Raw genomic sequence first — 12,246 nt, 5'->3', positions numbered from 1 at the left:
AATCCGTATCTTGAGCGAACGTCAGCGCGGCCTCGGCCGGGGATTGTCAGCCCTTCTGGGCGAACAGGCGGCGGAAGCCGTCCCGGTCGACGGTTCTCCGGCGCCCGCGGGCGTGCGGATCGTGCCGATCGAGAGCCTGAAGCCTAACCCGGATCAACCGCGCAAGATCTTCACCCCGGAAATCCTTGAGGAACTGTCCGCCTCGATCCGCGACAAGGGCGTTCTGCAGCCGATCCTCGTGCGCTCGCAGCCCGGTGAGGACGGCGTCTGGCAGATCATCGCCGGTGAACGCCGCTGGCGGGCGTCGCAGATGGCCCGCCTGACCCAGGTGCCGGTCGTTGTTCGTGAAATGGACGACGTCGAGGTGTTCGAGGTCGCCATCATCGAGAACGTCCAGCGCGCGGACCTCAACCCGCTGGAAGAAGCCGATGCCTATCGGCAGTTGATGAACCGGTTTGGCCGGACGCAGGATGCGGTCGCGGGCATCGTCGGCAAGAGCCGCAGCCATGTGGCCAACACCCTGCGCCTGCTGCAGCTGCCGGACGAGGTGCTGGACTATGTGCGCGACGGCCGGATGAGCGCCGGCCACGCCCGCGCCTTGATCAACACCGTCGATGCGGGTGATCTGGCGGACAAGATCGTGCGCGAGGGGCTGAACGTGCGTCAGGCCGAAGCCCTGGCCCGCCGGTCAGCCGAAGGGCCCAAGCCCGGAAACGCCGGTGCGCCGCGCGCCGATGGCGAAGGCTCGGCCGACGTGGCGGCGCTGGAGCAGGATCTGGCCGACGCCCTGGGCCTGAAGGTCCAGCTGTCCGACAAGGGCGGCAAGGGCGAGATCAGCATCCGCTACGGTACGCTGGAGCAGCTGGATGACCTTTGCCGCCGTCTGATGCGAGGCTGAGCGGCTATGCCGGGGCCGGCGGACGAGGTCGTTGATCTCTACAGCCGCCGGGCCGCGGACTGGGATGCGGATCGGGGCCGGTCCCTGTTCGAAAAGCCGTGGCTCGACCGGTTTCTGGATCGTATCCCGATCGGGGGACATATTCTCGATCTCGGCTGTGGCTCTGGCGAGCCCATCGCCCGCTATCTGATCGAGCAGAATCTGAGGGTGACGGGCGTGGATGCGGCGCCGGGCCTGATCGACCTTTGCCGTCGGCGCTTCCCGGAGCAGGACTGGATCGTCGCGGACATGCGCGGTCTGGCTCTGGGGCGTCGATTTGACGGCCTGATCGCCTGGCACAGCGTCTTCCACCTCGACCCGGAGGCCCAGCGCGAGATGTTCTGGGTCTATGCCCGGCATCTGAAGCCGGGCGGCGTCCTGATGTTCACCAGCGGGACGGAGGAGGGTGACACCGTCGGTGAGTGGCGCGGAGAGCCGCTGTACCACGGCAGTCTGTCGACGGCGGCGTACCGCACCGGGCTGGAGGCGATCGGTTTCGAGGTTCTGGCCCAGGTCGAGAATGATCCGGATTGCGGCGGCGCCAATGTCTGGCTTGCCCGGCGCGCCGGTGGCAGGATGGACGAATGACCGACAAGCCGAGCAATCCGACCGCTGAAGCGATGAAGAAGGCGCTGGCCGCCAAGAAGGCTGGGGGCGGAAAGCCGTCCGCCAGCGGCGGTTTCAAGCCCGCCCAGCACGCCGAAAAGCTCAGCGCGCACCAGAGCGCCTCGGCCAACAAGCCGGCGTTCCGCAGGGCGTCCAAGCGGGGCTAGAGCCCCAGACGACGCGCCCGGGCGGAAATCTCGAGCAACAGACGCTCCGCGATCAGCTGGTCCGGAGAGCCCGTGGTCTTGGTAGCAATGTCGGCGGCGTTGACGCTGTCCAGAACCTTGTCGAGGTCCTCCAGACGCCAGCTGCGCGCCTGACGGAGCATCTCCGCCTCCTGCTTCCAGAACACACCGGCAGCCTTGGCGGCCTCCTTGGCGTTGGCTCCGTTGCCTTGCAGGATGTTGATCCGCCTCAGTTTCCCGAGATGAATCGAGGCTTGTCTCACGGCCATGACAGGGCTTTCGCCCTCGGCGAACGCGCGGCGAAGGCCGGACTGTGCGGGACCGGGACGACCGCCGAAGGCCTGAAGGGCGGCGTCCTGAAGGGAGGCGTCAGGCTCGACGCCCAGATGCAGCTCCAGCTCGGCCGCGTCGATGGTCCGGCCGCTGCCCGGGCCGATGTAGAGGATCAGGCGCTCGATCTCCTGTCGCATCAGACCGCGCTCGCGGGGCAGGCGGGAGACGAAGCGATCCAGGGCGTCCTGCGTCAGCCCGACCTTGTCTCCGGCCAAGGCCTCGCGCGTCATGCGGGCCACGTCGCCCGTCTCGTCCTCATAGCAGGCGATGCCGACGGCGGCCTTGTCGGCCTCGGCGGCCTTGCGCAGGGCGGAGTCCCGCCCCAGCGCCCCGGCCTCGATGACCAGCATACAGTCGGGGTTGAAGTCACCGGCGGCGTGGCTCTTGAGCGCCGCGGCGAGCATCTTGTCGATGGACGCCTTCTCGTTCGACAGGCGCACGCGCACCAGACGACGGCCGCCGATCATACTGAGCGCGGTCAGGGCCTCATCCAGCTTCGTTTCGTCACCGTCGATGTCGCTGTCGGTCAGAAGCGTGACGTTGAACGGGTCGTTCAGGTCCGGGGTGATCGTCTTGCACAAAATCTCGGCCCGCTCAGCGACGCCGGAACGGTCCTTGCCGTGGATCACGGCGGCCCGGACGCCCCTGTCCGGGGCCCTGAGAAAGCGGTCGACCTCGGGCCGTTTCGCCAGAATCACGGGTTGGACAGGGTCCGGAGGAGCTCGAGACGGATCAGCCGCGCCAGTTCGGCCGCGGCGCGTTCCTCACCGTCCTGCTGGGCGGCGATGGCGGCGTAGGGCTGGTCAGCGGCGGCATAGGTGGTGGTGACGGTCTCGACGCCGGTGACGGGATCGCCGCCCGTGGTCGGGGTCAGGGTCCAGCTGCCGCGCACGGTCAGCTCGTACCGGGTGGCGGTGTCGTCGATCCGGCGACCTAGAGGACGGCGCGACTGCACGATCGCGGTCTCCAGACGCCACAGGGGCGGCTGCGAGCCGTCACGGCCCAGCGCATCCTCAAGCTGCTCGCGGACCCGATAGCCGAGGCGATCGTCCTGTGTGGTCACGGCGATGCGCGACAGGGACGTTCCCGCGGCCCCGCTGGCGTACAGCGGGGTGAAGCCGCAGGCGGACAGTCCCGTCAGCGAGACAAGGCCGAGCGCGAGGGCGAGGAGACGGGCTCTCATCCGGCCACCACGACGTTGACGATGCGGTCCTTGACCACGACGATCTTCTTCACCGTCAGACCCTCCAGCCGCGCCTGAACGTCCGGATCGGCCAGGACGAGGGCTTCGACTTCCGCCGGCTCCAGACCCCGGGCGACGCGGATCTCGCCGCGACGCTTGCCGTTGACCTGGATGGGCAGAATGACCTCGTCGTCAGCCGCCAGCGCCGGATCATACTCCGGCCAGGGCGCGTTCAGGATCATCCCCTCTTCGCCCAGCCGCGTCCAGCCTTCCTCGGCCAGGTGCGGCGTGAAGGGCGCGACCAGACGCAGCAGGGCCGACAGGGCCTGACGCCGGGCGTCGCCGCCGGCCTTTGGGTGGTCCCGCACGGTGGCGACGAAGGCATAGAGCTTGGCGATGGCCGAGTTGAAGCGGAAGCCGGTGATGCCCTCGCTGACCGCCTTGATGGCCTTGTGAGTCTCACGCAGCAGGGACGCGTTGGCGTCGGCCTCTCCGGCGAAGGCGGGGTCATAGCCGTCGACCTCGGCCCAGACGCGCTGGACGAAACGGCTGGCGCCCTCGACGCCGCCGGGCGTCCATTGCACGTCCCGCTCGGGCGGGCTGTCCGACAGGACGAACAGACGACCGGCGTCCACGCCGTAGGTGTCGACGATCTCCTGCGGGGCGACGACGTTCTTCTTCGACTTGGACATCTTCTCGATGTCGCCGATGGTCAGGACGGCGCCGTTCGACAGTCGGGTGGCGACGCGTTTGCCGTCCACGGTCTCGATATGAACATCGGTGGGCTCGACCCAGAGCGGCTTCCCGACACCGTCCACGCCGTCGGAATAGGTCTCGTGGACCACCATCCCCTGGGTGAACAGGCCGGCGAAGGGCTCCTTGACCGTCATCAGGCCCGCGTCCGACAGGGCGCGGCTGATGAAGCGGGCGTAGAGCAGGTGCAGGACCGCGTGCTCGACGCCGCCGATGTACTGATCCACGGGCAGCCAGTGGTCGGCCGCGCTCTGCGAGATCGGTTCGGCCGCGGTCGGATCGGTGAAGCGTGCGAAATACCAGCTGGAGTCCACGAAGGTATCCAGGGTGTCGGTTTCGCGGGTCGCATCACCGTGACACGACGGGCATTTGACGTGTTTCCAGGTCGGGTGACGATCCAGCGGATTGCCGGGGGTGTCGAAGGTCACATCCTTCGGCAGTTCGACCGGAAGCTCGGCGGCCGGGACCGCGCCACAGCGGTCGCAGTGTATCACGGGGATGGGACATCCCCAGTAGCGCTGGCGGCTGATGCCCCAGTCGCGCAGGCGATAGATGGTCGCGCCCTTGCCCTGACCCGCGGCTTCCAGACGGGTGATGGCCTCGGCCTTGGCGGCCTCGACGTCCAAGCCGTTCAGGAAGTCCGAATGGAAGATGGCGCCCGGACCGGTATAGGCCTCGTCGCCGACGGTGAAGTCGTCACCCGCGCCTTCGGGTCTCACGACCGGGACGATGGGCAGGCTGTATTTGGTGGCGAATTCAAAGTCGCGCTGGTCGTGGGCCGGGCAGCCGAAAATGGCGCCCGAGCCGTAGGTCAACAGGACGAAGTTGGCGGCCCAGACCGGCACGGTGCGTTCCGGGTCGAACGGGTGCTGGACCCGGATTCCCAGATCGACGCCCAGCTTCTCGGCCTTCTCGATATCGGCCTCGCTGGTGCCCGAGCGGGCGCAGGTCTCGATGAAGGCCTGAACCTCCGGCCGGTGTTCCGCGATGGCCCTGGTCAGCGGATGGTCAGCCGACAGGGCGAGGAAGCTCGCTCCGAACAGGGTATCGGGGCGGGTGGTGTAGACCTCGATCGGATCGCGGGCGTGGTTGGGTTCGCCTTCCGGCGAGGCGGGCAGGAAGGCCGGCGCCTCGACGATGTTCCACCACAGGGTCGCGCCCCGGCTCTTGCCGATCCAGTTCTCCTGCATCAGGCGAACCTTCTCGGGCCAGCGGCCTTCCAGCTCTTTCAGGCCCTCGATCAGGTCGTCCGCGTAGTCGGTGATGCGCAGGAACCACTGGTTCAGCTTGCGCTTCTCGACAGGTGCGCCCGAGCGCCAGCCGCGGCCGTCCACGACCTGCTCATTGGCCAGAACGGTGTTGTCGACCGGATCCCAGTTGACGACCGAGTCCTTGCGATAGACGAGGCCGCGCTTGAACAGCTCCAGGAACCACGCCTGCTGCTTGCCGTAGTAGGCCGGGTCGCAGGTGGCGAACTCGCGGCTCCAGTCGAGCGACAGGCCCAGCAGCTTCAGCTGGTCGCGCATGTTGGCGATGTTGGACCAGGTCCAGTCGCCGGGATGGATGCCGCGCTCGATGGCGGCGTTCTCGGCGGGCAGGCCGAAGGCGTCCCAGCCCATCGGATGCAGGACGTCAAAGCCTTGAGCGCGCTTGGAACGGGCCACCACGTCGCCCATGACGTAGTTGCGGGCGTGGCCCATATGGATGTTGCCCGACGGATAGGGGAACATCTCCAGCACGTAGTATTTCGGCTTTCCCGTGCCTTCGGTCGGCGTGCGGAAGGCGTCAGCGGCCGCCCAGCGGGCCTGTTGGCGGGGTTCGGCGGTCTTGGGCTCGTAGCGGGCCACGGGAATCCTTCAGGCATCGCTCCTTGAGGGCGCGCCTGAAGGAGGCTGTGGTCGTAAAAAGAGGCTTAGCCGGCGTTCTGCAGATTGAGCTGACGCGCCTTGGTCAGAATCGCGTTTTCCAGATCGGTTTCCGTCTGGGCGGCGACCGGAGCGCTGACCCACTGGCCGTCCGCGCCGCGGACTTCCTTGGTGATGGTCACGTTCAGGGCGTCGGCGCGAAGGCGGGTGTCAAGAATGAAGACGGTCGCCTTGAAGCGCTCGTTCGGGGTCTGCGGATCAGTGAACCAGTCGTAGTTGATCACCCCGCCCCACGGATCGGCGTTGGCCAGCGGCATGAAGGCGAAGGTGTCCAGGGTGGCGCGCCACAGATAGGCGTTCACGCCGATGCCCGTCTGGGCGGCGGTGCGAGCCGTGGCGGAGCCTTCGGACGGGGCGGTGCCCGGCAGTCTCGGAAGCGAGCTGCACGCGCCGAGCATCAGACCGGAAGCGATCAGGGCGACCGCTGCGCCGCGAACCAGCACCATAGAGAGTTCTCCATTCGAACGGGACGCACGCCAGACTTTCCGGCGCGCGCGCCGGACCGCCCGAACGCGGGTCGGAACCGAAGCGAGGCTCTATAACACGGTCAAAAGGGGCGATGACAAGGCGAAGACGTTGGATACGGCGCCACTTCGTGTCGAACCGGCGCCCAGGGGCTGTAAGGGCCGTGACGCTCGCGCCACAGGAGTCTTCCCGAGTCGCGAGGAACAGAGCTTCAGCGTCGCCGTTCCGTTGACCGGACTTGGGCGCAAGGTTTACTTGGGTTCAATGGATCGCGTCGGGACGCCCGGCGCGACGAAAGGGCAGGACATGCGCAAGAGCGCCGTCATCGCTGGACTGGTCGCGGGGCTTGCCCTCGTCGCTGTCGCCGACGTCGCGTCGGCCCAGACCGCCCAGTCGCGTTCGCGCGCTCCCGCCGTCAGCCTGAACGAAGCCAACGCCGCCCGCTCCAGTGCGCCGGCGGGCCAAAGTCGTCTGCGCTTCACCGAACGCGGGCGCTGGGGCCTCGACCTGAACCTGAACCAGCCCGTCGGTCGCGAGAACAATCTCGGCGACGTCGAGGCCGGCGCCTACTACAGCGTCAACCCGCGTTTGCGGGTCGGCGCCTCAGCCGGACTGGCCGAACAGGAACGTGATCCCGCCCGTGCGCCGCAAGGTGAGCGTCCGGCCGCGCGCTTCCGTCTGGAATCGATCTTCCGCTTCTGATCAGGCCCCGAAGGCCGCCTGCAGCGATCCCACCGCCGCTATTCCGCACGCGCCCGAGCCGATGAGGTCCGGGGCGTTCGACGCGTCGATCCCGCCGAGGGCGTAGATCGGAAGCAGGCTGGTCCGGGTGATGACGGTCAGCCGGTCGAGGCCCAGAGGCGGTTTTTCGCCCGAAGCCCCGCCCGCCGGAAAGACCGGCGAGACGACAAGGGCGTCCAGACCGGTCAGGTCGGGCAGGGGCGTCAGGGCGTGGAAGGCGGCGGTAAGCGTCCAGCCCGGATGGGCGGCGGCGAGGTCCGGGGCACGCGCGATCAGGGCCTCGGGCAGGTGAACGCCGTCCGCCGCGACCGCTTCCGCCAGTTCCGCATCCCGCCCGATCAGAAGCAGGCCGTCGCGCCTGCGGGTGGCGTCACGCAGTCTTTGGGCGGTCTGGAGCGCGTCGGGCGCGCCGAAATGACGGAAGACCACGCCCGATCCGACCGGCAGACGCTCGGCCACGCGCCAGGGCTTGGGCGTCCGTTCCGGGTCGGTGAAAAACAGCAGGGGCGGCAGATTGAGGCGCGGCGCGCCGGTCGCCCGGCTGACTTTGGCCGCGTCACGGGCTAGACAGCCGGCGATCCGCCACAGGGTATCCGCATCCGACCGGTCCATGACCTCCTCTTCCCCCGATCTCCTCATCACGTCCAGCTTCGAGACGGTGCGTCGCAAGATCGCCCGGGCCTGCCGCATCGCCGGGCGGGATGCGGCGGAGGTGACGCTGGTCGCCGTGACCAAGACCCAGCCGGACGAGGCGCTGGATGCGGCCCTGGCCGCCGACCAGCGGGTGTTCGGCGAGAACCGGGTCCAGGAGGCGCGGTCGCACTGGACCTCGCGTCGCGGGACGCCGGGGCTGGAGCTGCGCCTGATCGGACCTTTGCAGACCAACAAGGTCGCCGACGCCGTGGCCCTGTTCGATGTGATCGAGACGGTGGACCGTCCGAAGCTGGTCGAGGTGTTGGCCACCGAGGCGGTGAAGACCGCTCGGGACCTTCGGGTTCTGGTTCAGGTGAACACAGGAGCGGAACCGCAGAAGGCCGGCGTTCTGCCCGAAGAGGCGGACGCCTTGATCGCACAGGCGCGCGCCGTGGGTCTGACGGTCGAGGGCCTGATGTGCATCCCGCCCGCGGATGAGGCGCCGGGTCTGCATTTCGCCCTGTTGCGCAAGATCGCCCGCCGGAACGGGCTGACGGTGCTGTCGATGGGCATGAGCGGCGACTATGAGATCGCGATCCGCTTCGGCGCGACCCATGTGCGGGTCGGATCGGCCCTGTTCGGAGACCGGAAACCCGCTGAAATTCACCCCAAGGACTGAAAAACACCTCGCAACGGACCGGCGCCCTTGGCGTTTGGACCGGCTCTCTCCATTGTTGCACCCATGCCGACGCCCAAGACGATCCTGATCATCGACGACGACGACGACCTGCGCGAGGCGCTGGCGGAGCAGTTGGCCCTGCATGAGGCCTTCCGCCCCGTTCAGGCCTCGACCGCCACGGAAGGCGTGAAGATGGGGCGTGAGGTTCGCGCCGATCTGATCCTGCTCGACGTCGACCTGCCCGACATGGACGGGCGCGAGGCCTGCCGCCTGCTGCGCAAGGACGGCGTCTCCACTCCGATCATCATGCTGACCGCCCAGTCGTCGGATTCCGACACGGTGCTGGGGCTGGAAGCCGGGGCCAACGACTATGTGACCAAGCCCTTCCGCTTCGCGGTCCTGCTGGCGCGCATCCGCGCCCATCTGCGCAGCCACGAACAGTCGGAAGACGCCGTCTTCCGCATCGGCCCCTATGAATTCCGCCCGGCCTCCAAGGTGCTGGTCGACGACAAGGGCAAGAAGGTCCGGCTGACGGAAAAAGAGACCAACATCCTGAAGTACCTCTATCGCGCCGGGGCCAAGGCCGTGTCGCGCGAGGAGCTGCTGACCGAGGTGTGGGGCTACAACGCGGGGGTCACCACCCACACGCTGGAAACCCACATCTATCGCCTGCGCCAGAAGATCGAGCCCGAGCCCGGTCAGGCGCGCCTGCTCCTGACCGACGCGGGCGGGTACCGGCTTCAGCCCTGAGGCAGGGCCTCGGCTGAGGCCTTCTTCTCCATCGACAGACTGAGGACCGCCAGGACGAGCGCGGCCAGAGGAACGGCGGCCGAGATCATCGGCACGGCGCTGATGCCGATGCCCGCGATCACCGCGCCGCCCAGCCAGGCGCCGAAGGCGTTGCCCAGGTTGAAGGCGGCGATGTTCAGGCTGGAGGCCAGACCCTGACCCGCGCCGCCCGCCTGTTGCAGCACCCGCATCTGCAGCGGGGCGACGGTGGCGAAGGCGGCGGCGCCGAGCAGGAAGGCCGCAGCGACGGCCGCATAGCGGTCATGGAAGGCCCAGCCCGAGGCGAACATCACCACCGTCAGGGCGAGAAGCGTGCCCAGCAGGGCCGGGGCCAGACGTTTGTCGGCCAGTTTGCCGCCCAGAAGGTTGCCGCCGACCAGACCGGCGCCGAAGACCAGAAGGATCGGCGAGACGGCGGCCTCGGACCAGCCGGAGACCCCGGTCAGGATCGGCTGGATGTAGGTGAAGATGGCGAAGACGCCGCCGAAGCCCAGCACCGTCATGGCCAGACCCAGCAGGACCTGCGGGCGTTTCAGCACGGCGAACTCGTCGCGCAGGCGGCCCAGAGGCTCGGTCGATTTCACCGCGGGTACGGCCAGCGCGAGAACCAGCAGGGCCAGAAGGCCCATGCCCGTCACCGCCCAGAAGGTCGAGCGCCAGCCGAAATGCAGGCCCAGCCAGGCGCCGAAGGGGACGCCCATCAGGGTCGCCAACGTCAGGCCGGTGAACATGATGGCGATAGCCGAGGCCTTCTTCTCGGGCGCGACAAGGCCGGTGGCGACCACCGCTCCGACGCCGAAGAAGGTGCCGTGGGCCAGCGCCGTCAGGATGCGGGCCGCCATCAGCAGCTCATAGGTGGGGGCCAGCGCACAGGCGAGGTTGCCGAGGGTGAAGATGGCCATGAGGACGAGAAGGGTCGTCTTCTTCGGCAGGGTGCGGGTGGCGATGGTCAGAAGCGGTGCACCGACGAAGACGCCCAGCGCGTAGCCGGTCATCAGCAGGCCGGCGGCGGGGACTGAGACGCCCAGATCGCCGGAAACCTGCAACAGCAGGCCCATGATGACGAACTCGGTGACGCCGATGCCGAAGGCGCCGACGGTCAGGGCATAGAGGGCGAGCGGGGTGCGGGAGGGTGCGCTGGTCATGACGGGCCAGATGGCGGAGCGCCGTCATTCGCACTAGATGTCATCAAAGACCTTCATCTGTGAGATCAAGTCAACGATGGCGCGACTGGACCTGAACCGCTCGGGTGAGATGGAGGTGTTCGTGCGCGTGGTCGCCGCGGGCGGCCTGTCGGCGGCGGCGCGGTCGTTGCGGATGACCCCGTCGGCAGTCAGCAAGCTGCTTTCCCGGCTTGAGGCGCGTCTGGGCGCGCGGCTGATCAATCGCTCGACCCGCCGCCTGACCCTGACGCCCGAGGGGCAGGCGTTCCACGATCAGGCGGTCCGGGTGCTGGCCGATATCGATGAGGCTGAGCGGTCGGTGACGGCCTCGGCCACGCCGCGCGGGCGGGTGCGGGTGAATTCCAGCGTACCGTTCGGCCTGCACTGTTTGATCCCGCTGGTCCCGAAGTTCGCGGCCCGGTATCCGGAGGTGACGCTGGATCTGGTGCTGACCGATCAGGTGGTGAACCTGATGGACGAACGCGCGGATGTGGCGATCCGGGTCGGGCCGATGGCGGCGTCGTCCCTGATGGCGCGGAAGCTGGTCGAGACGCCGATGATGATCGTCGGCAGCCCGGACTATCTGGCCCGGCGAGGCACGCCGCAGACGCTGGACGATCTCGCCGATCACGACCTGATCGATTTCAACTTCACACGACACATCGACGGCTGGCCCTTCGTGAGCGCGGACGGACAAAGGATCACCCGGCCGCTCCATGGCCCGGCGACCGCCGGGGACGGGGAGACGGCGCGGGCGCTGGTGCTGGCGGGGGCGGGCCTCGCGCGGCTGTCTCTGTTCCACATCCAGCGTGATCTGGAAGCGGGTCGAATGGTGAAGGTGCTCGAACCGTTCAATCCCGGCGACATCGAGGAAACCCGCGCCGTCTATGTCGGCCACGGCGGACGGCTGCCCTCGCGCGTCCGGGTCTTCCTCGATTTTCTGGCCGAAGAGGTGCGCGCCTAGACGTCCAGATCCATGGTCACAGGCGCGTGGTCGCTGGGCTGTTCCCAGGCGCGGACGTCGTCGTGGATTCGGGCGGAGCCTGCGGTCACGGCGGGGGTCAGACCGGGCGAGGTCCACAGGTGGTCCAGGCGCAGGCCGCGATTGGACTTGCGGAAGTCGGCGGCGCGATAGCTCCACCAGCTGGCCAGCTTGGTCGGTTCGGGGATCTGGGCGCGCAGGACGTCGGTGAAGTCGCCCGCGTCCTGAAGCCGTTTCAGGGTCTCGACCTCGATGGGAGTGTGGCTGACCACCTTCGACATATAGCGGTGGTTCCAGACGTCGTTCTCGCCGGGCGCGATGTTGAAGTCACCGGCCAGAACCAGCGGGCGCCGGCGGTCGCGGGTGGCCATGTCGGCGGTCAGGCGCTCGTAGAAGTCCAGCTTGTGGTCAAATTTCGGGTTCAGGGTGCGGTCGGGAATGTCGCCGCCGGCGGGGATGTAGAAGTTCTGGATCTCGACGCCGTCGACCATCACGCCGACACAGCGGGCGTGACCTTCGCGGCAGACGTCGAGTTTCGGCGCCTCGGTGATCGGCTTGCGGCTGGCGATGGCCACGCCGTGCCAGCCCTTCTGGCCGCCGATCTTCAGGTGCGGCAGGCCCATGGCCTCGAATGCGGCCCGGGGGAACTGGTCCTCCAGACATTTGATCTCCTGCAGGCACAGGACATCCGGCGCCGCCTCGGCGACGAAGCGGGCGACCTGATCCACGCGCAGGCGGACCGAGTTGATGTTCCAGGTGGCGATGCGAAGCATGGGAGGGGACTTAGCAGCTTCGATGCCTTGTCGCGCTATCGATCGCCGCGCGGCGGCTCACTGCTTGAGCGCGGGTCCGGTGTTGGCAGGCCAGCCCCC

Annotated in this window: 14 protein-coding genes; 7 read left to right on the top strand and 7 right to left on the bottom strand. The window is 68.0% G+C overall.

All coding sequences use genetic code 11. From position 1 onward, the window contains the following. The first annotated feature begins 10 nt into the window (after positions 1–10). The 3 genes from FKQ52_RS00185 to FKQ52_RS00175 are packed head-to-tail and all read left to right on the top strand — an operon-like array spanning position 11 to position 1,710. The gene (locus FKQ52_RS00185; RefSeq protein ID WP_168196751.1) at positions 11–898 is read left to right on the top strand and encodes a ParB/RepB/Spo0J family partition protein; all 888 of its coding nucleotides are present in this window, start codon (positions 11–13) and stop codon (positions 896–898) included. A 6-nt stretch (positions 899–904) separates the two neighbouring features. Then, positions 905–1,525, top strand: coding sequence for a class I SAM-dependent methyltransferase (locus tag FKQ52_RS00180; protein WP_141625301.1), 621 nt, complete (start codon positions 905–907; stop codon positions 1,523–1,525). Next, positions 1,522–1,710: a hypothetical protein gene (locus tag FKQ52_RS00175; RefSeq protein WP_141625300.1), complete on the top strand. Its 189-nt coding sequence runs from the start codon at positions 1,522–1,524 to the stop codon at positions 1,708–1,710. Before FKQ52_RS00180 ends, FKQ52_RS00175 begins: the two co-directional genes overlap by 4 nt. On the opposite strand, the gene holA is transcribed toward FKQ52_RS00175, so the two are convergent. The 4 genes from holA to FKQ52_RS00155 form a co-directional block, all read right to left on the bottom strand. Then, positions 1,707–2,759 (bottom strand): DNA polymerase III subunit delta, encoded by a 1,053-nt coding sequence (gene holA, locus FKQ52_RS00170; RefSeq protein ID WP_141625299.1) that lies wholly within the window; start codon positions 2,757–2,759, stop codon positions 1,707–1,709. The genes FKQ52_RS00175 and holA overlap by 4 nt on opposite strands. Continuing rightward, the gene (lptE, locus tag FKQ52_RS00165) at positions 2,756–3,244 is read right to left on the bottom strand and encodes an LPS assembly lipoprotein LptE (RefSeq protein WP_141625298.1); all 489 of its coding nucleotides are present in this window, start codon (positions 3,242–3,244) and stop codon (positions 2,756–2,758) included. The genes holA and lptE overlap by 4 nt, the downstream gene beginning before the upstream one ends. Next, on the bottom strand, positions 3,241–5,844 hold the full coding sequence (gene leuS, locus FKQ52_RS00160; protein ID WP_141625297.1) for a leucine--tRNA ligase: 2,604 nt from the start codon (positions 5,842–5,844) through the stop codon (positions 3,241–3,243). Before leuS ends, lptE begins: the two co-directional genes overlap by 4 nt. 65 nt (positions 5,845–5,909) lie before the next feature. Further along, the gene (locus FKQ52_RS00155) at positions 5,910–6,368 is read right to left on the bottom strand and encodes a DUF3576 domain-containing protein (protein WP_141625296.1); all 459 of its coding nucleotides are present in this window, start codon (positions 6,366–6,368) and stop codon (positions 5,910–5,912) included. A 325-nt stretch (positions 6,369–6,693) separates the two neighbouring features. Between FKQ52_RS00155 and FKQ52_RS00150 the strand changes: the two genes are divergently transcribed. Next, entirely contained in the window at positions 6,694–7,089 is a 396-nt protein-coding gene (locus FKQ52_RS00150) for an NtrZ family periplasmic regulatory protein (protein ID WP_141625295.1), read from the top strand. Here FKQ52_RS00150 and FKQ52_RS00145 read toward each other — a convergent pair whose 3' ends face one another. Then, positions 7,090–7,740: a thiamine phosphate synthase gene (locus tag FKQ52_RS00145; RefSeq protein WP_141625294.1), complete on the bottom strand. Its 651-nt coding sequence runs from the start codon at positions 7,738–7,740 to the stop codon at positions 7,090–7,092. It abuts the gene before it with no gap. On the opposite strand from FKQ52_RS00145, the gene FKQ52_RS00140 reads away from it, so the two are divergent. Beyond that, positions 7,739–8,440, top strand: coding sequence for a YggS family pyridoxal phosphate-dependent enzyme (locus FKQ52_RS00140; protein ID WP_141625293.1), 702 nt, complete (start codon positions 7,739–7,741; stop codon positions 8,438–8,440). The genes FKQ52_RS00145 and FKQ52_RS00140 overlap by 2 nt on opposite strands. 63 nt (positions 8,441–8,503) lie before the next feature. Beyond that, positions 8,504–9,190: a response regulator transcription factor gene (locus FKQ52_RS00135; RefSeq protein ID WP_141625292.1), complete on the top strand. Its 687-nt coding sequence runs from the start codon at positions 8,504–8,506 to the stop codon at positions 9,188–9,190. Here FKQ52_RS00135 and FKQ52_RS00130 read toward each other — a convergent pair. Beyond that, positions 9,181–10,374 carry an MFS transporter gene (locus FKQ52_RS00130; RefSeq protein WP_141625291.1) on the bottom strand — a complete coding sequence of 398 codons (1,194 nt, stop codon included), beginning with the start codon at positions 10,372–10,374 and terminating at the stop codon, positions 9,181–9,183. The two genes, FKQ52_RS00135 and FKQ52_RS00130, sit on opposite strands and share 10 nt — an antisense overlap. A 37-nt stretch (positions 10,375–10,411) precedes the next feature. Between FKQ52_RS00130 and FKQ52_RS00125 the strand changes: the two genes are divergently transcribed. Beyond that, positions 10,412–11,356: a LysR family transcriptional regulator gene (locus FKQ52_RS00125; RefSeq protein ID WP_240811689.1), complete on the top strand. Its 945-nt coding sequence runs from the start codon at positions 10,412–10,414 to the stop codon at positions 11,354–11,356. On the opposite strand, the gene xth is transcribed toward FKQ52_RS00125, so the two are convergent. Beyond that, on the bottom strand, positions 11,353–12,147 hold the full coding sequence (gene xth, locus FKQ52_RS00120; protein WP_141625289.1) for an exodeoxyribonuclease III: 795 nt from the start codon (positions 12,145–12,147) through the stop codon (positions 11,353–11,355). The two genes, FKQ52_RS00125 and xth, sit on opposite strands and share 4 nt — an antisense overlap. Between the last annotated feature and the right edge of the window lie 99 nt (positions 12,148–12,246).

It is taken from the genome of Brevundimonas sp. M20 (assembly GCF_006547065.1).
Classification (GTDB): Bacteria; Pseudomonadota; Alphaproteobacteria; order Caulobacterales; family Caulobacteraceae; genus Brevundimonas.
The sequence above is the reverse complement of the archived record's forward strand: the minus strand, read 5'-3'. Positions and strand labels throughout refer to the sequence as shown.

Bases quoted from the DNA above. Each gene is read 5' to 3' on its own strand.
- FKQ52_RS00180 (WP_141625301.1), top strand. From the start codon at position 905: ATGCCGGGGCCGGCGGACGAGGTCGTTGATCTCTACAGCCGCCGGGCC.
- FKQ52_RS00130 (WP_141625291.1), bottom strand. From the start codon at position 10,374: ATGACCAGCGCACCCTCCCGCACCCCGCTCGCCCTCTATGCCCTGACC.
- FKQ52_RS00155 (WP_141625296.1), bottom strand. From the start codon at position 6,368: ATGGTGCTGGTTCGCGGCGCAGCGGTCGCCCTGATCGCTTCCGGTCTG.
- FKQ52_RS00145 (WP_141625294.1), bottom strand. From the start codon at position 7,740: ATGGACCGGTCGGATGCGGATACCCTGTGGCGGATCGCCGGCTGTCTA.
- FKQ52_RS00140 (WP_141625293.1), top strand. From the start codon at position 7,739: ATGACCTCCTCTTCCCCCGATCTCCTCATCACGTCCAGCTTCGAGACG.
- lptE (WP_141625298.1), bottom strand. From the start codon at position 3,244: ATGAGAGCCCGTCTCCTCGCCCTCGCGCTCGGCCTTGTCTCGCTGACG.
- FKQ52_RS00150 (WP_141625295.1), top strand. From the start codon at position 6,694: ATGCGCAAGAGCGCCGTCATCGCTGGACTGGTCGCGGGGCTTGCCCTC.
- xth (WP_141625289.1), bottom strand. From the start codon at position 12,147: ATGCTTCGCATCGCCACCTGGAACATCAACTCGGTCCGCCTGCGCGTG.
- FKQ52_RS00125 (WP_240811689.1), top strand. From the start codon at position 10,412: ATGTCATCAAAGACCTTCATCTGTGAGATCAAGTCAACGATGGCGCGA.
- FKQ52_RS00135 (WP_141625292.1), top strand. From the start codon at position 8,504: ATGCCGACGCCCAAGACGATCCTGATCATCGACGACGACGACGACCTG.
- FKQ52_RS00175 (WP_141625300.1), top strand. From the start codon at position 1,522: ATGACCGACAAGCCGAGCAATCCGACCGCTGAAGCGATGAAGAAGGCG.